This is a genomic window from Winogradskyella eximia (assembly GCF_003386165.1).
Lineage (GTDB): Bacteria > Bacteroidota > Bacteroidia > Flavobacteriales > Flavobacteriaceae > Winogradskyella > Winogradskyella eximia.
Genome location: NZ_QRDV01000001.1, coordinates 1043717 through 1062842 on the forward strand (window position 1 = coordinate 1043717; position 19126 = coordinate 1062842).

The 19126-nt window shown below is 32.1% G+C and carries 17 protein-coding genes; 8 read left to right on the forward strand and 9 right to left on the reverse strand.

Going from position 1 to position 19126, the window contains the following annotated elements; all coding sequences use genetic code 11:
- Nucleotides 1-221 precede the first annotated feature (221 nt).
- Nucleotides 222-2876, reverse strand: a complete 2655-nt coding sequence (gene tamL / locus DFQ10_RS04295) for a translocation and assembly module lipoprotein TamL (protein WP_245940613.1) — start codon at nucleotides 2874-2876, stop codon at nucleotides 222-224.
- 89 nt (nucleotides 2877-2965) lie between these two features.
- Here tamL and DFQ10_RS04300 point away from each other — a divergent pair, with 89 nt between their 5' ends.
- On the forward strand, nucleotides 2966-3700 hold the full coding sequence (locus tag DFQ10_RS04300; protein ID WP_115816131.1) for a TrmH family RNA methyltransferase: 735 nt from the start codon (nucleotides 2966-2968) through the stop codon (nucleotides 3698-3700).
- Here the strand turns inward: DFQ10_RS04300 and porT are convergent.
- Both porT and ubiE read right to left on the reverse strand, forming a co-directional pair.
- Nucleotides 3687-4403 carry a type IX secretion/gliding motility protein PorT/SprT gene (porT, locus tag DFQ10_RS04305; RefSeq protein ID WP_115816132.1) on the reverse strand — a complete coding sequence of 239 codons (717 nt, stop codon included), beginning with the start codon at nucleotides 4401-4403 and terminating at the stop codon, nucleotides 3687-3689. The two genes, DFQ10_RS04300 and porT, sit on opposite strands and share 14 nt — an antisense overlap.
- A 1-nt stretch (nucleotide 4404) precedes the next feature.
- Complete coding sequence (ubiE, locus tag DFQ10_RS04310) at nucleotides 4405-5136, reverse strand: bifunctional demethylmenaquinone methyltransferase/2-methoxy-6-polyprenyl-1,4-benzoquinol methylase UbiE (RefSeq protein WP_115816133.1); 732 nt, start codon at nucleotides 5134-5136, stop codon at nucleotides 4405-4407.
- Between the two features lie 291 nt (nucleotides 5137-5427).
- On the opposite strand from ubiE, the gene trkA reads away from it, so the two are divergent.
- The 5 genes from trkA to DFQ10_RS04335 all read left to right on the forward strand — a co-directional run bounded on the left by trkA (nucleotide 5428) and on the right by DFQ10_RS04335 (nucleotide 9576).
- Nucleotides 5428-6780 (forward strand): Trk system potassium transporter TrkA, encoded by a 1353-nt coding sequence (gene trkA / locus DFQ10_RS04315; protein ID WP_115816134.1) that lies wholly within the window; start codon nucleotides 5428-5430, stop codon nucleotides 6778-6780.
- Nucleotides 6781-6794: 14 nt separating this feature from the next.
- Nucleotides 6795-8297 (forward strand): TrkH family potassium uptake protein, encoded by a 1503-nt coding sequence (locus DFQ10_RS04320; RefSeq protein WP_115816135.1) that lies wholly within the window; start codon nucleotides 6795-6797, stop codon nucleotides 8295-8297.
- 334 nt (nucleotides 8298-8631) lie between these two features.
- A complete protein-coding gene (locus DFQ10_RS04325; RefSeq protein WP_115816136.1) occupies nucleotides 8632-8880 on the forward strand; it encodes a hypothetical protein in 249 nt (82 codons plus the stop codon).
- Nucleotides 8881-9068: 188 nt separating this feature from the next.
- Nucleotides 9069-9287, forward strand: coding sequence for a hypothetical protein (locus DFQ10_RS04330; RefSeq protein WP_147299173.1), 219 nt, complete (start codon nucleotides 9069-9071; stop codon nucleotides 9285-9287).
- Between the two features lie 28 nt (nucleotides 9288-9315).
- Nucleotides 9316-9576, forward strand: coding sequence for a hypothetical protein (locus DFQ10_RS04335; RefSeq protein WP_115816138.1), 261 nt, complete (start codon nucleotides 9316-9318; stop codon nucleotides 9574-9576).
- A gap of 61 nt (nucleotides 9577-9637) precedes the next feature.
- Here DFQ10_RS04335 and DFQ10_RS04340 read toward each other — a convergent pair whose 3' ends face one another.
- On the reverse strand, nucleotides 9638-10822 hold the full coding sequence (locus DFQ10_RS04340; protein ID WP_115816139.1) for a pyridoxal phosphate-dependent aminotransferase: 1185 nt from the start codon (nucleotides 10820-10822) through the stop codon (nucleotides 9638-9640).
- Between the two features lie 32 nt (nucleotides 10823-10854).
- Nucleotides 10855-11952 (reverse strand): fatty acid desaturase family protein, encoded by a 1098-nt coding sequence (locus DFQ10_RS04345; protein WP_115816140.1) that lies wholly within the window; start codon nucleotides 11950-11952, stop codon nucleotides 10855-10857.
- Nucleotides 11953-12101: 149 nt separating this feature from the next.
- On the opposite strand from DFQ10_RS04345, the gene rsmG reads away from it, so the two are divergent.
- Entirely contained in the window at nucleotides 12102-12731 is a 630-nt protein-coding gene (gene rsmG / locus DFQ10_RS04350; protein WP_115816141.1) for a 16S rRNA (guanine(527)-N(7))-methyltransferase RsmG, read from the forward strand.
- An 80-nt stretch (nucleotides 12732-12811) separates the two neighbouring features.
- On the opposite strand, the gene DFQ10_RS04355 is transcribed toward rsmG, so the two are convergent.
- From DFQ10_RS04355 to DFQ10_RS04370, 4 genes are all read right to left on the reverse strand, one after another.
- Nucleotides 12812-13543 carry a T9SS type A sorting domain-containing protein gene (locus DFQ10_RS04355; protein WP_115816142.1) on the reverse strand — a complete coding sequence of 244 codons (732 nt, stop codon included), beginning with the start codon at nucleotides 13541-13543 and terminating at the stop codon, nucleotides 12812-12814.
- A gap of 124 nt (nucleotides 13544-13667) precedes the next feature.
- A complete protein-coding gene (locus DFQ10_RS04360; RefSeq protein WP_115816143.1) occupies nucleotides 13668-15596 on the reverse strand; it encodes a T9SS-dependent choice-of-anchor J family protein in 1929 nt (642 codons plus the stop codon).
- 140 nt (nucleotides 15597-15736) lie between these two features.
- On the reverse strand, nucleotides 15737-17386 hold the full coding sequence (locus DFQ10_RS04365) for a DUF6029 family protein (protein WP_115816144.1): 1650 nt from the start codon (nucleotides 17384-17386) through the stop codon (nucleotides 15737-15739).
- Between the two features lie 45 nt (nucleotides 17387-17431).
- Nucleotides 17432-17917 (reverse strand): TlpA family protein disulfide reductase, encoded by a 486-nt coding sequence (locus tag DFQ10_RS04370; RefSeq protein ID WP_115816145.1) that lies wholly within the window; start codon nucleotides 17915-17917, stop codon nucleotides 17432-17434.
- Nucleotides 17918-18018: 101 nt separating this feature from the next.
- Between DFQ10_RS04370 and DFQ10_RS04375 the strand changes: the two genes are divergently transcribed.
- The gene (locus tag DFQ10_RS04375) at nucleotides 18019-19074 is read left to right on the forward strand and encodes an Omp28-related outer membrane protein (RefSeq protein WP_115816146.1); all 1056 of its coding nucleotides are present in this window, start codon (nucleotides 18019-18021) and stop codon (nucleotides 19072-19074) included.
- The last annotated feature ends 52 nt before the right edge of the window (nucleotides 19075-19126 follow it).

Sequence of the window (19126 nt, forward strand, 5' to 3'; positions counted from 1 at the left end):
TTTTAGATTGAAAATTTAATACTCAAAAATACGTAATTTTTGAGTATTTATTACCTGAAAATTATTATTAAATGCCGAAAACGTTATCGTTTTTTAAAATAAGAAGATTGTATGTAACTGAAGAAAACAAAAGTGCAGTTTTAGAATTTATGGTTTTGTTTTTAATGGTTGTGCAACTCAAATTTAAAAGAGCATTAAAAGTTAAGACAGAAGATATGTTTTTAAAACGGATAGTTAATACCAATGTTATATACTGCATTTCTAAAGTTGTAATCTCTAAACCAACGCTTGTTGTCACTTTGAGATGGATCGTAAGTTTTAAGTCCGACATCAAATCGTAGTACAAAAAAATCAAAATCATAACGCAGACCAAAACCAGAACCTACTGCAATATCTTTTAATGAGCTAAAATTAGTGAGTGTAGCGGCTTCTTCTTCGACATTATCTAATACATTCCAAATATTACCAGCATCTATAAATAATGCTCCTTGAAATGCTCCAAACAAACTAAAACGTTGTTCTGCACTTAAATGAAGCTTAAAGTTAGCTTCATTAAATTCGTTAGTAGATTTAGAACTTCCTGGTCCTAGATTATAAGCAGACCAAGCTCTATTGTCATTTGGTCCTCCTGCAAAGAAACTTTCTGCAAAAGGAATACTGTTAGAATTACCGTACGGAATAGCGATACCTGCGTAACTGCGAAAAGCAAATACATTCTTTCTACCCAAATCTACGTATTTGACATAATCAAATTCGGTTTTGATATATTGAGAGAAAGCAACGCCAAAAACTTCATAGTTATCGACATCATTTTTAGTAGCTCCACTGAGGTTAGAGATTGTAGAAAGTAAATTACCAGCTAATTCAATTCTCCATTTAAAAACTGAAAAATTATTGTCAAAGATACTTTTACGTTTGTCCTTTTTGTAATCGAAACTTGTAGAAAAAATAAGATTATTTTCTGTTAGTCGTTCTTTACGTTCGTCAATAGTATTTACAGTATCATAATCATCACTTGATAAGGATACATTACCAGATAAAACATCATCAATAAATACATCCGCAGGAGAATATGGACTGGCTAAGCTAGAATTATATAAGCTTTCATCACTACCTATATAATTGTTGTCTTGGGCAATAGTATTTAAACTACTAAAGGAGTTTGTATATACACCGAAGTAATTACTAGTATTTAGATTTTTTACAAAATTTACATTAAACAATTCTAATGTGTTTGTAACGGTTGTAGAAGGATACCAGTTATAACTATAGTTACCAGATAGTGCTTGTTTGTCTAAACCTATGTTTTGCTGACTGGTCATAGATATATTCATAGCCGTACTTGGCGACATGTATTTTGGAATAATTTTATCTGTATTAAAAGGACTAAGGAGTCTTGGTATAGTTAAACGAATATTACCTCCAAATTCATTAATATCAAAAAAGGCAGCTTCAGGATCATTTCTAGTTTTAGATGCTCCAATGGCAGCAACACCAGATATTTCTAAGGTTTCTGCACCTCTAAAAATATTTCTAATTTTTAAACCAGAACTAAATGAAAACCCTATCGTTTGAATATTACTTTGGTTAATGTCAGAATCAAAACTTAAACCATATTTCTTTTTGGGTTCTAAATAGATGTTTGCTGTAAGTGTTGTGTCTTCTTCGTTTTCAACAAAATCAATGTTTGGGTATCTAAACATTTGCAAATCGTTAAGATGGCGAGATGTTCTACTTTGTGCTAAATAACTATAAGTATCTCCTTTATTAATAAATACAGCATCCGTTAGTGCTTTAGGCTTAAATCTTAATTTTTCCTTACTGTAAAGATTAAAATTGTTATAGGTAGTTGTATCAGAAATGGCTTTTTCTCGGTTATTGTAATTATCGTCCGTAAAAATATTAACCTCCTTTATTTTATATACTTTAAACGGTGTTGTTGTCGTAGAATCATCGCCTCTTATGGTTCTGTTTGCTATAATTATATCGGTATGTACTTTGTGATTGGTGTCTATAGTATCTATTTTAAAGCGGATGTAATCTTGTCCAAAATGATAAAAACCAGAATTTCTTAAAAATGTATTTATACGTTCGCGCTCATTTTCATAATTGAGTTCATTGTACTGTTCCCCTTTTATTAATAATGACGCTTTGCTAAATGTATTGTATAAAGAATCAATTGCCGGACTACTGATGCTAGGATGTATAGAGTCTAAAACATAGGGTTTGTGTTTTGTAACTTTATAGGTAACCTGTGCTAGTTGATTACTATCCTTAGCGACTTCGTAAGTTATATTGTTATTAAACCATCCATTACTATGATAGTATTTTCTTAGATTACTTGCTGTTTTAATAGTTTTATCTTCATTATAAATTACAGGAGCCTCACCTGTACGTTTTAACCAAGCATTAAAGTTACGTTTAGAGTCTATTTGTTTATCAAATTGCTTTTTTGAAAGCAATGCTGTTCTTCTTTTAACTTTAGAAGAATCACTTAAAATATTTGCATTTAATATGGAATCTATATTGGGTCTAGCAAGATTATAAATATGTAGTTTTAGAGGGAAGCTTAGAAACTTTCGCATACCAGAATTAGTGCGCTGTACAACAATATTATTAATACGTTCACTAGTAATTCTTTTGCCATCTTCTAAAATGGTATTGTTGGTGATAAGATGTTCATCTGTTTTTACACGTTTTACAATATTACAAGAGCTAAACATTAAAACACACAACATAAGCGCTACACTATAATGTAGCAATTTGCTGTTAGTCTGTGTGGTTATAGTAAAACGTTGTAAACTCAAAATGAGATCTCTTATTTTAAATGTATTGATGAAACAAAAATAATACCATTTCTTCATTAGAAATAGCATAGTCACTTTAATTTAGAAACGCTATTAAATCAAAAAACGTTTACTTTGTGTTTTTAGGTGTAACGTCTAAACAAATGTAAAGACATTTTATGTTATCAAAGAATCAAATAAAGTTAATTAAAAGTTTAGGTCAAAAAAAAGGTAGACAACAGGAAGGCATGTTTGTTGTTGAAGGTATAAAGGGGATTTCTGAGTTTTTAAATTCAAATTATAGGTTAAAAAACCTTTATACAACACAGCCAATTTTTGATGCTCCCGATGAATTAGTAATAGAAATTTCAGAGGCTGAATTAAAAAAAATATCAGCATTAAAAAACCCGAATACAGGATTAGCAATTTTTGAGATACCTGATCAAAAAAACACGCAAACAAGTGGTTTAATTGTGGCTTTAGACGATGTTAGAGATCCAGGGAATTTAGGAACCATAATTAGACTTTGCGATTGGTACGGTATTACAGATTTAATTTGTAGTCTTAATACGGTAGATTGCTATAATGCAAAAGTAGTACAGGCAACAATGGGATCTTTAACCCGTATAAATGTGCAGTATTTAGATTTGAATGCCTATTTAAAAACTCAAAAAACAACTGTTTTTGGAGCATTTCTAGATGGAGAAAATATCTATACTTCAGAGTTGCCAAATGAAGGTGTTATTGTTTTAGGTAATGAAGCCAATGGAATTTCTGAGAGTATTGAAGACCAAGTAACCAGAAAGGTGACCATTCCTCAATTTGGTAAAATTAAAAAGACGGAGAGTTTAAATGTTGCCAATGCAACTGCAATACTATTAAGCGAATTTAAACGGCGTTCTATTGAAAAGTAAAATTGATAAACACACCTCTAGTTTGCATTTTAGATACGTTACCTGTCCATGGGCTATTTGGATCAACATCTCTAATTAACTCATCATTCATGGCAAAAACTCCTCTTATAGAAGGCGTAAATTTAAAATAGAGTAGGTACATATCAATCCCAAATCCTATTTCGTAGAAATATGTGTTTTTAGACATTCTAAATTCACCAGAACTATTATCATTTGGGTTGTCTTGATTGCTCGAAAGGTTGAGTGCCGTTGAAATACCACCAATAATAAAAGGTTTAAAATTGTTAATACGCTTGGTAGAAACCTTTAGTAATAATGGAATATGTACATAAGTTGATTTTACTTCTCTTAGTAAATCAGAGTCATTATATTCCATGCCTTCAAAATAACTTTCATCATACTCTAAATTTCTAGTAGTAAAGAATACTCCTGGCTCTAGTCTTAAATTGAGATAATCATTAATTCGCATATCACCCACAAGACCTAAATGAAACCCAAATGATTTTTGTACAAGTATATCTTTTAGATCTTCATTATAATCGAAATTAAAATCATATTGGTTAAAGCCAATAAAATAGCCCCAAGACAAAAACTTTTGATCAATGTTGTCTGGGTTATTTGCTACTTTTTCTTTTGTAAAAAGTTGAGCAGATGAGCTTTGAAATGCTATTAAAAATACTAAAAGGACAAATATTTGCTTCATATTATGCTTTAGATGCTGTGTAAATTGTAGCCACTCCCATAGTTTGTGGATCATGTTTCACATTTATAAACCCAATTTTCGATAAAATATTGTTTAATGCTTCACCATAAGGAAAAACAGATGCTGATTCGCTTAAATAAGTATAAGCCACTTTATCTTTAGAAAACAGTTTTCCTATAGTAGGCATAATTAGTTTTGTGTGGAAATTGTATCCTGCTTTAAAAAATGGATTTGTAGGCACTGAAGTTTCAAGAATAACAAATATACCATTCGGTTTTAGTACTCTTAGAATTTCGGCAAGTCCTTTTTCGAGGTTTTCAAAATTACGAACACCAAAGGATACGGTTATTGCATCAAACGTATTATCTTCAAAAGGCAAATCTTCAGAATCGCCAATAACCATAGAGATGATATTGTCTAGATGGCTTGCCTTAATTTTTTTACGACCAACTTCTAACATGCCATCACTAATGTCTAAGCCAATGATTTCTTTAGCATTAGTAGAAACTAAGTTAATAGCCAAATCACCTGTTCCTGTAGCAATGTCTAAGATGTTTTCAGGATTGGTTTTAGCAACCAACTTCACAACCTTTTCTCTCCATTTTACATCAATTCCAAATGATATTACTCGATTTAGACCATCATATTCATTAGAAATGGTGTCGAACATTTTTGTAACCTGAACCTTTTTAGATTGGTCACTGTCCTTATATGGATTTACTTTTTCAGCCATAAAAATTTTTGGCAAATATACGGATTAGTTATAAGTTCATAAAGATGTAAGTATTTAAAGTTTAGATTACCATGGTCTTCATTTTTAAGAAAAAAGCAAATAAAATTAGAGAAGGAATATTAAATGTAAAATTACAAATAGAGTTTAAACATCATTTGTAGTTATATTGCTTTATGCACTAGATACTTAATAATTTGTAATTTTTAGTTATTCATATAAAGTAAAATACTTTAGGCACATATTAACTTGTAACTTATAAGTATATTTGCACCTTTATTTCAAGTATATAAAATGAAAATAATTATAGCAGGTGCAGGTGAGGTTGGATTTCATTTGGCAAAACTGTTGTCTTACGAGTCTCAAGAAATCACTTTAATAGACACAAAAAAAGATAGTTTAGCGTATGCAGGTGAGCACTTGGATATTAGGACTATAAAAGGAGATGCAACATCCATTGCTATCTTAAGAGATGCAAGGATTGATAAAGCAGCGCTTTTTATTGCAGTAACGTCTTCTGAAACTACAAATATTACAGCTTGTGTTTTAGCAAAACAATTAGGTGCTAGAAAGACTATTGCTCGAATATCTAATACCGAATTTATTGATAATAAAGAAACTGTAGGGTTTTCGAAATTTGGTATAGACGAGCTTATTTCTCCTGAATCTTTAGCAGCCTCTGAAATAGAATTATTATTAAATCAATATGGTGGTTTTAACGATACTTATCAGTTTGAAGAAGGTGCGTTAACCATGTTAGGTTTACGTTTGTCTAGAACAGCAACTTTTGTAGATAAGACAGTAAAAGAAGCTGCAGAAATATATCCTGAATTACATTTTATTCCAATAGCAATTCAACGTTTAGGGACCCAATATACTATAATCCCAAGAGGCGATACTATTTTTAAAGAAGGTGATAAAGTTGTTTTTATGACTTGTGAAGGTGGTGATCAAGAATTGTTTGATTTATCCGGAAAAGTGAAAGCCGAAATCAAAGATGTAATGATACTTGGTGGAAGTCAAATAGGGTATAAGACAGCTAAAGATCTTTGTGATAATAAGTTTAATGTAAAAATTATAGAAAGTAAACGAAACGTTGCAGAGGATTTAGCAGAGGATTTACCAAATGCTTTAGTAATTTTTGGTGATGGTAGAAATGTGGATATATTGGAAGAAGAAAATATTTCTGATATGGATGCTTTTATTGCTGTTACAGGTAATTCTGAAACTAACATTATGTCTTGTCTCTTAGCTAAATCTAAAGGTGTTAGAAAAACTATTGCTTTAGTGGAGAATATGGACTATTATCAATTGTCCCAATCTATAGGTATTGATACTTTAATTAATAAAAAGCTTTTAGCAGCAAATAATATCTTTAGGTACATAAGAAAAGGTGAGGTTGTTGCAATGACTAAGCTTACAAATATGAATGCTGAGCTATTAGAGTTTGTGGTAAAACCTAAATCTAAAATTACAAATAAGTTAATTAAGGATTTAAAATTCCCGAAATCGGCCATTTTTGGAGGTATAATTAGAGATGGAAATGGATTAATTCCATTAGGAAGCTTTAAAATAGAAGCAGGAGATCGCGTGGTTGTTTGTTGTTTGCCGCGATCTATTTCTGAAGTAGAAACATTTTTCTCTTAATTGAAACAGAAATTATGTCTCGTATAAAACTCAATTATAAAATCATCTTTCATTTTTTTGGATTACTACTATTGTTTAATGGTGGCTTTATACTTATCTCAACATTAATCAGTCTTATTTATAGTGATGGTGTAACCTTAGAATTATTATTAGCTGGTCTTACAACTCTTTTGTTAGGTGCATTTGCAATGTATAGAACCAAGGACCATCGCAAGGAAATGAATAAACGCGAAGGTTACATTGTGGTTGCTTTTGGTTGGATAGTGATGTCACTTTCTGGCACATTGCCTTATGTAGTCACTGAAGCTATTCCGTCTTTTACAGATGCTTTTTTTGAAACGATGTCTGGTTATACGACAACAGGTGCTAGTATTTTAAACGATATTGAAGTTATACCAGAAGGAGTTTTATTTTGGAGGAGTACAACCCATTGGATTGGTGGTATGGGAATTATTGTATTGGCGATCGCTATCCTACCTTTATTAGGTGTTGGTGGTATGCAATTATTTGCAGCTGAAGCTCCGGGTCCTGGAGGTGATAAGTTGCATCCAAGGATTACAGATACGGCAAAACGATTATGGTTAATTTATGTTGGTTACACTGTTGCTGAAACTATTCTATTACAACTAGCAGGTATGTCATTTTTTGATGCCATTAATCATGCTTTAAGTACCTTGTCAACGGGTGGTTTTTCTACTAAAAATGCAAGTGTGGCTTATTGGAATGATAATCCTGCAATACAATACATCATTATATTTTTTATGTTTTTAGCCGGTACAAATTTTGTATTAAGCTATTACTTGTTTAAAGGTAAGGTTTCTAAGATTTTAGAAGACGAAGAGTTTAAATTGTATTTTAAATTTATCGCAGTCTTTACTATAATTGCAGCAGCTTTAATCTATTTTAAGGCAGACGTGTCAATTTCTTCTATAGATCATCCAATGGTGTTAGGTGAAGGAGAGAGTGCGATAAGACATGCATTGTTCCAAGTGTTAAGCGTTATTACTACAACTGGTTTTGTGACTGCGGATTATACATTGTGGACTCCGTTTTTAACTGTATTCTTTTTCGGAATGATGTTTTTAGGTGGTTCCGCTGGTAGTACTTCTGGTGGTGTAAAAGTGATGCGTCAATTGATTTTAATTAAGAATAGTTTTATTGAATTTAAACGTGCTTTGCATCCCAATGCTATTCTGCCTGTACGTTACAACGGCAAATCAGTTTCTAAAGATATTGTATTCAATGTTCTTGGTTTCTTTATCTTATATATGCTATCGTTTATTGTAGGTGCCCTAGTATTTTCTATGTTCAATATGGATTTTACTTCGGCTATTGGTCTTTCTGCATCGAGTTTAGGAAATGTAGGGCCTGCTTTTGGTGATTTCGGACCAGTAAATAATTATTCTGCTTTACCTCCTTTAGGTAAATGGTGGGCTTCCTTTTTAATGCTTATAGGACGATTAGAATTGTTTACCGTTTTGATTTTATTAACTCCTTTTTTCTGGAGGAACCGATAATTGTTATAAAGGTATGGTTGTAAATAAAACTAAATTATTAGCAGCAATATTTATAATTGTAGGTTCTGTTCTGCTTTTTATAAATGATTTAAAGTTTAATCCATTAATTTTAATATTTAAAACTATAGGATTTGGACTTTTTATCTATGTATTAGTTAAAGAAAAAAAATAATTCTAGAATTTTTTTTAAGTATTTTAAATTTATATCTAGCCTATATTCTCATTAATATTTTCGTGATTTTTAAAATTTAGTTTTGTTGTTTCTGAACAAACAAGGTGTAACATTTGTAATGGTTTTACGTCTTATTTGTATAACCAATTAAAATCATCAATCATGGAATTAGTAATCAATCATCAATTAGAATTTGTACCAGAACCCATTGAGGTTAATCATTTTACAACTCAAGGCTTATTAAATTCTAATTACAAATCTGTTGTGAAGAATAGCTTTAGCAACTCATCTTCAAAATCTATATTCGGAATTAAACAGCGTTTAAAAGCTTCGCAATTTAATATGGTAAATCATACAGCTGCAATCTTAAAATTATCTGTTTTTGCCATAGCTTTAATCGCTTTGTTTTAAAATAGCGTATTAATATTCGTAACGTTCAACTGATACACTAATGTGTGCCTTTTATAGCTATCATAGCATTATAAATTTTACATAAATGCTATTTTGTTTTCATCCTTTAAACCTTAGAAACTATGTCTGCAAGTGCAATGAATACAAGTGTTAGAAATAACTTGAATTTACTTTCTAAACGTGATAGATTGAAAAATAGACTGGGTGGTTTTAATCGCGAAGAAAAAACGGAATATAATTTGCCAAAAGCAACAACCAAGCAGCTTAATCAAATTAGAAAGCGATTGAAAGAAGAACGTAAGGTTAGAATGTTAAAAGTTATTGCACTAACAGCAATTCTGTTTATGGGACTAGTATATGTGTTTTTGCAATCTGCAAAAGGAATAACGGAATTGTTAACTTATTAATTTCTTAGAACAATCTAAATTGTAAATTATGCCACTAGGAGAATCAATGATTAGTACTGTGAAAAGTAACAAGAGCATTATGCTTGATAAATCTAAACGATTTAGAAAAACACTTGGTGGCTATAATAAATGTAGAAAAGTTAAATATAGTTTTCCTGAAGCAACGCCAGAATATTTATTAGAAATAAAGAATAAGTTGAAAAAGGAAAATCAAATGATTTGGTTAAAAACAACCGTAGCCTTTTTTATTATATCAGGTGGTTTGCTTTTATATCTTTTAACTCAATAAAAAAACCTTTCGAGTTTTAATAACTTGAAAGGTTTTTTTTCTAAAACGATAAAATATTTTTTTAACTCAATGCAGTCTTAATACGTTTAATCGCTTCTTTAATGTCGTCTTGAGAAGCAGCATAAGAAATTCTTATACAATCTTTGTTTCCAAAAGCTTCTCCCGTAACCGTTGCAACTAAAGCTTCTTCAAGTAAGAATAAAGAAAAATCAGAGGCATTATTTATAGTTTTTCCTTTTATAGTTTTTCCAAAATAATAAGAAATATTAGGGAATACGTAAAACGCTCCTTCAGGTTCATTAGTTTTAAAACCTTCAATATCACTTAATAAATTCAAAATAAGTTGACGTCTTTCTTTAAATTCATCAACCATATACTTTATGCTAGATGGATCTGCTTCTAATGCTGTAATTGTAGCACGTTGTGCAATACAGTTTGCACCACTAGTAATTTGTCCTTGCATCTTATTGCAGGCTCTAGCAATCCAATCTGGTCCGCCAATGTATCCAATTCTCCAACCTGTCATAGCAAAAGCTTTAGATACGCCATTCACAGTAATCGTTCTATCGTACATGTCATCAAATTCAGCCATACTAAAATGACCACCTTTAAAATTGATATGTTCGTAAATTTCATCTGAAACTACATAAATATTAGGGTGTTTTTGTAAAACATCTGCTAATGCTCTTAATTCAGCTTTGCTATACACAGAACCACTTGGGTTACATGGTGAGCTGTACCAAATCATTTTGGTTTTTGGTGTTATGGCAGCTTCCAGTTGTTCTGCTGTCATTTTAAAATCGTTATCAATAGATGTTTGCACTTCTACAGGAACGCCATCACTTAATTGAACAATATCGCTATAACTCACCCAATAAGGGCAAGGTAAAATAACTTCGTCTCCAGGGTTTAACATTACAGCAGCAATATTAGCTAAGGCTTGTTTAGCGCCTGTAGAAACGACTATTTGTGGTAAGGTATAGCTAAGGTTATTGTCGCGTTTAAATTTTTTTATAATGGCTTCTTTCAATTCAACATAACCATCAACAGGAGTATAGCTATTATAATTTTGGTTAATGGCCTCAATAGCAGCCTCCTTAATAAAATCTGGAGTATTAAAATCTGGTTCACCCAAACTTAATCCGATTATATCTTTGCCTTCTGCACGGAGTTCTCTAGCTTTTGCAGCCATAGCAAGCGTTGCTGATGTAGCTAGCTTGTTAATTCTATCCGAAAGTTGATTCATGTGATTGTGTTGTTTTTATTCTGGGAAATGTACTAAGCCATGCTTGGCTTTTGTCCTAATTGTTTTAATTGCTGATAATGCTCTGTAATAGCTGTCCACATTGAGTTGTACTCATTATATGGTAGACTAAATTCATGAGCAGTTTCTCTTACTATTTTTGCTATATTTTTATAATGAACATGGCTAATGTTTGAAAACAAATGGTGTTCAACTTGTCTATTTAAGCCTCCTGTATAAAATTCAACAATCCAGCTCTTTGGTGAGAAGTTCGATGTAGTAAACAGTTGGTGAATTGCCCAAGTGTTTTTCATGTTTCCATTTTCATCTGGTAATGGCATTTCTGTATTAGGCATTACATGTGCTAATTGAAAAACAACACTTAAAATCATACCAGCCGTATAGTGCATAATTAGAAACCCAATTAATACTTGCCACCACGTATAACCTAACATTAAAGGTAATACAACCCAAATCGTATAGTATATTATTTTTCCAATAATTAGCTTAGTCCATTGCGTCGCAGGATTAGGGAAATCACCGTAAGATAATTTTCTTTTAAGGTATTGGTAGGTTTGTTTAAAATCTGTGGTAATTGCCCAGTTTACAGTTAATAAACCATATAATAAAAAGGCATAATATTTTTGGTATTTGTGGATTTTTAACCATTTAGCATGTTTAGAAAAACGGATAATTCTTCCTGCATCAATATCTTCATCATGTCCTTGGATATTGGTGTAAGTATGATGTAACACATTGTGTTGTACTTTCCAGTTATAATCGTTACCAGCTAATATGTGTATGCTACTTCCCATAAGTTTATTTACCCATTTTTTACTAGAAAAAGAGCCATGGTTAGCATCGTGCATAACATTCATACCTACTCCAGCCATACCAATACCAATAACCATCATAGATATAACTTGTAACCAAACAGGTAGATTGTCTACTGTTAACAATACTATTAACGGACCAAGTAACAATGTAAACATTACTACAGCCTTTATGTATAGTTTCCAGTTGCCTGTTTTTTTGATGTTATTTTCTTTAAAGTAGTTGTTAACGCGTTTGTTTAGGGTTCTAAAGAATTTTGCTGAATCTGTTCTAGAGAATTTTACTGTTTGTTGTGCCATTAGAATATGTATTATTTATTGTTATAACGTAAGGGATTTTAATTCATTACAACATTACAAAGATAGTTAATAAATAAAAAGCAACCATTATCGATTAAGGTTAAATTATACAGCTTAAATTTAAGTATTTTTGTTCAAACTTTTTAGCCATGGAATTAATCCTAAAATACTTCCCAGATTTAACTGAGACTCAAATTCAACAATTTGAAGCTTTAGAAGAATTATATAAAGATTGGAATAGCAAAATCAATGTAATTTCTCGTAAGGATATAGATGAACTCTATTTAAAACATGTTTTGCATTCTTTAGGGATTGCAAAAGTTATGAATTTTACTGATGGCTCTTCAATTTTAGACGTTGGTACAGGAGGAGGATTTCCTGGAGTACCATTGGCTATTTTGTATCCACAATGTCAATTTCATTTGGTAGATAGTATTAATAAAAAATTAAAAGTTATTAATGCTGTTTGTGAAGCCATTGAACTCACTAATGTAAAAACAACTCATAGCAGAGTAGAGGCTATTGATGAAACTTTCGATTTTATTGTTAGTAGAGCTGTTACCACCATGCCAGAGTTTACAACTTGGGTAAAAGGTAAAACTGCGAGAACTCAGAAAAACGAATTAAAAAATGGCATCTTGTATTTAAAAGGAGGAGATTTAACAGAAGAGTTAAAGCAGTATAAAACTGTAAAAGCTTTTTTACTTTCAGATTATTTTGAAGAACCTTTTTTTGAAACTAAAAAAGTAATTCATCTACCACTAAAATATAAAGTCTAGTTATAGATTTATTAGTCATAAAAAAAAGCCGTCACAATAAGTATTGCGACGGCTTTTTTTATGATAGAAAGTCAAATGATTTATTGCTTAACTATTTTTTTAGTAGTAGATTCACCTTCTTCGTTAGTAAAACGAACAATGTATGGTTGAGCAGATAAGTCTGAAATATTAATTTTATCTCCACCAGAAACAATGTTTGCTTGTTTTACATTTCTTCCTAAAAGGTCGAAAAAGTCAACCGTTAGATCTTCTGTAGAATTTACGCTTAGTTCGTTTTTTACACTTGTTGGATAAACTTCTAAAGTCGAAAGTTGTGAATCATCAATACTTAAAGCAGGAGTGTAATTATAAGTTACATTTAAAGGTGTACCTAAAGTATTGCCATTAACATCAAAAGCTTGAAATCTAAATGTCCAACTCATTGCAGTTGATGTGTCAATTGCATTTTGATTCCAAAAATTATTTCCTGCACTATTAGTTGTTCCAGGTGCAATCATAGCTGCAGTGCTTGGATAACCACTGTTTAAAGCGATATTATTTAAACATACACCGGCAAAACAAAGTTGAAAATTAGAACCATCTGTGCCAACTAGGTTGTCTACAAAAATTCTCATGTAAATAGCTTCACTAGAAGTGTTTGTAACTTTAAATTTCCAATTACACGGATCAAGATAATCACAACCTGCATCAGAAAAATTGATAGTTTGCCCTTCTGTTACAATACTATCGTCGCTTTTATCTCTAACTTCAAATTGAGCATTTGCTGCAAAAGAGGCTAAAATTAAGCCCATAAAAAGTAATGTTTTTTTCATAGTGTTTTATTTTGTGAATTTTAATATTAAAAAATGTCTTTTCAAAGATAAGGTTTTTTATAATTAATAAAAAAGGGAAGCCTTTTTTGAAGTACCTCCCTTAATATCATAGTAATACGTTGTGTTACTTACTCACTACAAATTTTGAACTGTATAAAGCATTTCCATCATTAATGTTCATTATATAATGACCAGCATTTAATTGAGACACTGGTAACTCTATAGTTTGATTACCGAATAGGCCTTCGTAATTTTTATTAATTACAGTTCTTCCTAACATATCTGTAACAGTGATATTGTAATCACCATTTCCAGCTTGAAAAGCAATATTAAGTTTGTCTGTTGTAGGATTCGGATATAGTTTTATTGTAGAGATTCCTGATACTTCTTCAACGCTTAAAGCTTGAGTAACACTGCTTTGTTTAGCGCTTACAATACTACCATCAACAGCATCTATTAATACTACAATAATATGCATATTGTTAACATCACTTGTTAAAGGAATATTATATGTGAAGTCATAGGATACAATATCTCCACCATTGATAACATTTGGGACAGATCCTGCTTGACCATTGAATCCACCAAGTAAAGCACGACCTACGTGGTTATATACCATCTGAGTAGCAGGAACAGGGTTTCCGTAACCTTCGTAACCTCCCATAGCGCCTTCTCCACCTCCAGCGTAATAATTTACTTGGTCATAATCTAGTTGATTAGTATTAGTTCCATCTCCTGTTCCAGTAACACCATCTTCTGATATGATAACACCTAACCTAAAGTTTGCAGAACTAAATGCTGTATAGAAATTTGCATTAGCAGAAATAGTTAAAGTATTACCTGATTGTGTTGCTCCAGATGATAAATCTACAGGGACTACTTCTGTAACTTGAATGTTATAAGCACCTAATAAAGATGTTTGTCCTGGGTCTACACCGTTGATTTTACGATCAACGGTAGCATTAGGCCAGCCACCTCCAGTTAAAGCAGTAATACCATTGTCATATGCAGTTACTGACATTGGGTCTGCATTGTGGACAGCAACTCCAACAACATTATTAGGATATGTTGAGGTCATATAATCTAAACCAACACTACCCCTTGGACACCAACCACACCATGTACCTGTAGCTTCTTCTATAAATACAGCTTTTGTACCAGCCTGTGTCATAGTATTAAATTGAACCGTTTGAGAATTATTAGTCATGTTAGTATCAGCTCCACCATTAATACCTGTTATTGTAGCTGAAATATCTACTGCAACAGAGCTACTGTAATTTACCATATCAGGATGAGAAACTGTTGCAGTTGCTCCGCCAGCAATATTAGTGGTTATTGTAGCAGAGTTTGTTGTTGAACCATCAGTCCATTCTACATCTAAAGACGTTAGCATATTACCACCTTCATTTGTAACTGTTATTTCAAAAGGGTAGTTTGTATTAACTAAACCATAGCGAGGAAGATTTATACTTGTTAAAGCTGCATCATCATCATTGAATTTTTTAACCTCAACATCATCAATATTTAAACGAAATTGATCTGAAACGTTATGGTGTCTGAAAGCAACATAGATAGTTTGTCCTATAAAAGAAGTTACTTCTAAATTTCGACTTTGATAACCATTAGAAGCTCCAATCACTTCATTGAAGTTAGTGGTAGAAGCGCCAAGTGTAGCAATATCTGAAGCTGTCGCTACATAGACAGTGTAATTTTCGTTAGCCCAAGCTTGATCTTGTCCGTAAGCTTTCCATTCTAGAAAAACGTTACCTGTTGCTCCAGATAAATCTATTGCAGGAGAAACCATCCAATTGTCAGGATTTAATGCCCCTGGAGGGGTTCCGGTAGCTGGATTCCAAGAGGCTGACGTTGCATGCTCAGCTTGTACAGCTTCAAGATTCGCAACATACCAATTATTATTATCTCCGTCAGAATCTGTTAAAGTCCAACTGTCAAGATTTCCAGAAGAGAAATCATCAGAAAAATAAGTTTGCGCCATAGTAAATTGTGTAAAAGCAAAACAAAGCACAAATGCGAGAGTAATTTTTTTAATCATAGTGTTAGTTGAATTAAGTTAATTGATATTTATTATTCTGCCTTGAAGATAACTAAATCACTAATTGCCACAAAAATATGGCATAAAAAAAACGGTATTTAATTTTAAATACCGTTTAAATGCTATTTTTTCGGATAAACTTAAAAGGCAACCGTTAGGTTTGCACTAAGACCTGTGTTTTCAGGTACAAATCTACAAACGCCGCCTATACATATCAAGCCACCTCGTTGTCTTCCGTAGTTAATTCCTAATCTAGTATTGCCTTTACTGTAACTTCCTCCAACACTGTAATAGTGAGTTTTGTTTTCTCCACCATAATTATAGTTATCAGCGGCATAAACTGCTAGACGTGTAGAAAAATTATATTCAATAACTCCTGCTGCCCAATTTTTACGATCGTCTTCACTCCATAAATGTTGTACAACAAAACGCGCAGCTTTACCATCATCAAATCTTCTAGTGGATTCAATAACACCAATGTTTGCTAAGATAGATTTGTTTCCTAAAGGACCACCTTCAACAATTCCTTTATCTACAATTACATTTTGGTATGTAAATGCAGAGCTCCAGTTTTTTGACCATTTCTTTTTTATTTCAAGATTTAAATCTCTAAATAGTTGATGACCTTTACCTATAAACTTAGCCTTGTACCAGCGGTTTTCAATATTGTATTCGGCATCTAATCCTCCCCAATAAGAAAAGTTCATGGCTAATTTTGTGCCATATTTACCACCTAAAGTACTACCTTTTTTAAAGGAGTAAAACAAATCGAATTGTGTGCCAACTTCACCAGCACGTTGGTCAAATGATTCTATGATTAATCTAGATTGTGGGTTGTAAACGTACAGATTGGTTAAAAGATAATCTTGTTGTTTGGTAAGGCCAGGTACATAATTAATAACTTGTTGGTTATATATGTTTCCTTCAGCAAAACGGTCTGAGAAAAAACTGAAATTTTCTAAACGTCTAAAGGTGGCGTTTATACCTAGTCCTTTTTTTGCATAACCTGCATTGACTTGTAAAGCTGTTCCGTCATATAATTTATTAGAAGATAATTGACCTTCATTAGCAATAGCATCTGGATCTTTTATAATCGCTTCAACACCTGCGTAAAAGTTGTCAATTATAAAATCTAAACGACCTCCATATGCGCCTACTGTAGTTGGTAATGCTTCGTTTCCTTCAGTATCTTGGTTTCTGCCAACATAACTTGCTCCTAATTGTATATCAATAGACTCAATATTTAAAGCTCCACTAAGACTTAAATCAGCATCGATACCTTGAATTGTACCTGCAGATTCCTCAAAACCATAGCGTTGTTTTCCAAAGACTGCTTTAAGGCTTAAGTCTTTGGTAGCGTTAAATCTAATGTTTAATCCTTTTAATGCATTATTTAATCCTAATTGTCTGTCTTCCCAAGATCGTAATATTAATCCACTACCAAATTGTTCATAAAAATAACCTGCTGTTATATCTAAATTTTCGTCCTTATAGTTAAAGTAGTAGGTAGCAACATTATTTTGATTATCATATATTGGACTGTACCCTAATAAGGCAGATGGTAAATAAGACTCATATTGGGCACCAGCAGTAAACTTACCAAGATTGTAATTCATTAAAATATAATTATTGGCTCTAAATTGATCTTCTGGTGCTAAGAAGTTAATGCCTTTGTCCGTTTGAAGCCATTGAGAATTAGATTCTAATCCTCCGTAAAAATAGCCAGTCTCTTGAGCGTTTATAAAGTAGAGGTTTGATAATAGCGTAGCTAGAATAACTAATTTTTTCATTGTAAGGTGGTTGTTAGTTGTAAGCGGTAAGTTCTAAAGTCTAAATTATTTAGACAATTCCTTTATTTTTTTATATAATTCTAATTCAGCACCTGGACTGTAGCCAGAGTGTTCGTAAACAATTTTGTTGTTTTTAACTAGAATTGTAAGCGGAATACTTGAAGCATTTAATGCGCGTTTAAGATCATTGTTGGTATCTAATAAAACAGTGTAATCCCAGTCTTTACCATTTACCATAGATTTTACGCGTTTAACAGTTCTACTGTCATCAACAGAAACAGCTAAAAGTTCAACACCTGTTTCTTCTTGCCATTCGTCATATAAGTCATTAATGGCATCTAGCTCTTTTAAGCAAGGTACACACCAAGTTGCCCAAAGCGAAATAATTGTTATTCCGTCTTTATTGGTAGCGTCTTTTAGTGTCACAGTTTTACCATCAATTGATGTTACATCAACATTAGGAAGGTCATTTTGAGCAATAGATGTTAGGCTAAATAGACCTAAGCAAAAAAATAAAATCAGGTTTTTCATAATTAAATTTTGAGATTTTGTTTCACAATATTAGTTAAATTATTTTCAAATGTAGGGTTGTTGTAAAAATTAATTAATTTAGCAAAAACAATACAATTGCTATGATTTCAAAAAAAGTGCCAAAGTTATTTTTATTATTTATTATTCTAATGAGTGTAGCTTGTAGTAAAACGGAAGAGAATGTACCGTTAACCACGCCAACTGCCCAGATTGTTGTTGATAAGCTAGTTAGAAAAGCATCCTTAATCAATCAAGAGATACCTTTTACAATTATAACTGAAGACGGTGAAGATGTTACCGCTGATGCTACTTTTTATGTTAATGGCGAACCTGTGAGTGTACTACCTTTTTCATCTGATGTCATTGGAGATTTTGAAGTGTATGGTGTTTATATGCAAGATGGTGTAGAAATTACTACGAATACAGAATCGTTTAGTGTTATCATACCTAAAAGAAAAGTTGTGGTTGAGGATTATACTGGTACATGGTGTGGCTTTTGTCCAAGAGTGGCAGGAGCAATTTATTCATTAAGTGAAGAAACGAATGATATTACGGTTGTTGCTATACATGAAACAAATAACAATTTTCCTGAGCCAATGCATTTTGGACAAGTACAACTGTTAAAAGATGCTTTTAATGTAGATGGTTTACCTGCAGCTAGATTAAATAGAACTGAAGATTGGGCAACACCACACCCAAATAGTGCTGTTACTAGTATGGCTGGTTTAGATACTAATTTGGCAATAGCAATAAATTCTGAGGTTGAAGAAGGGGAATTGCTAGTTCAAGTCAATGTCGTTTATGAGGAAGGCTCAGTTCAAGGAGATAAGTTAGTCGTTTATTTACTAGAAGATGGTATTATAAGTGATCAATTTAATTATTATAATGATGATACTACAAGTCCTTTTTATAATATGGGAGATATAATCCCAGATTTTGAACATAATGAGGTATTAAGAAATTCTTTATCTAGTGTTTTGGGAGATGCAATTCCTGTAACGGCAGAATTAACTGAGCATATTTGGTCAGATACAATTACGCTTCCTTCAAATTATGTTGTGGAAAATTTGAGTATTGTTGCCATGGTAGTTGGTGCAGATAATACTGCTAAGAACTCACAGCATGCTCATGTAAATGAAGATAAATCTTACGAATAAGGTTTTCTGAATTTTAAATTTAGAAAAAAACCTGAGCGATAATTTTATCACT

Bases quoted from the DNA above. Each gene is read 5' to 3' on its own strand.
- tamL (WP_245940613.1), bottom strand. From the start codon at position 2,876: ATGCTATTTCTAATGAAGAAATGGTATTATTTTTGTTTCATCAATACA.
- DFQ10_RS04345 (WP_115816140.1), bottom strand. From the start codon at position 11,952: ATGGCACAACAAACAGTAAAATTCTCTAGAACAGATTCAGCAAAATTC.
- rsmG (WP_115816141.1), top strand. From the start codon at position 12,102: ATGGAATTAATCCTAAAATACTTCCCAGATTTAACTGAGACTCAAATT.
- DFQ10_RS04335 (WP_115816138.1), top strand. From the start codon at position 9,316: ATGCCACTAGGAGAATCAATGATTAGTACTGTGAAAAGTAACAAGAGC.
- DFQ10_RS04320 (WP_115816135.1), top strand. From the start codon at position 6,795: ATGTCTCGTATAAAACTCAATTATAAAATCATCTTTCATTTTTTTGGA.
- DFQ10_RS04365 (WP_115816144.1), bottom strand. From the start codon at position 17,386: ATGAAAAAATTAGTTATTCTAGCTACGCTATTATCAAACCTCTACTTT.
- DFQ10_RS04355 (WP_115816142.1), bottom strand. From the start codon at position 13,543: ATGAAAAAAACATTACTTTTTATGGGCTTAATTTTAGCCTCTTTTGCA.
- DFQ10_RS04340 (WP_115816139.1), bottom strand. From the start codon at position 10,822: ATGAATCAACTTTCGGATAGAATTAACAAGCTAGCTACATCAGCAACG.
- DFQ10_RS04375 (WP_115816146.1), top strand. From the start codon at position 18,019: ATGATTTCAAAAAAAGTGCCAAAGTTATTTTTATTATTTATTATTCTA.
- DFQ10_RS04325 (WP_115816136.1), top strand. From the start codon at position 8,632: ATGGAATTAGTAATCAATCATCAATTAGAATTTGTACCAGAACCCATT.
- ubiE (WP_115816133.1), bottom strand. From the start codon at position 5,136: ATGGCTGAAAAAGTAAATCCATATAAGGACAGTGACCAATCTAAAAAG.
- DFQ10_RS04370 (WP_115816145.1), bottom strand. From the start codon at position 17,917: ATGAAAAACCTGATTTTATTTTTTTGCTTAGGTCTATTTAGCCTAACA.
- trkA (WP_115816134.1), top strand. From the start codon at position 5,428: ATGAAAATAATTATAGCAGGTGCAGGTGAGGTTGGATTTCATTTGGCA.
- DFQ10_RS04360 (WP_115816143.1), bottom strand. From the start codon at position 15,596: ATGATTAAAAAAATTACTCTCGCATTTGTGCTTTGTTTTGCTTTTACA.
- DFQ10_RS04300 (WP_115816131.1), top strand. From the start codon at position 2,966: ATGTTATCAAAGAATCAAATAAAGTTAATTAAAAGTTTAGGTCAAAAA.
- porT (WP_115816132.1), bottom strand. From the start codon at position 4,403: ATGAAGCAAATATTTGTCCTTTTAGTATTTTTAATAGCATTTCAAAGC.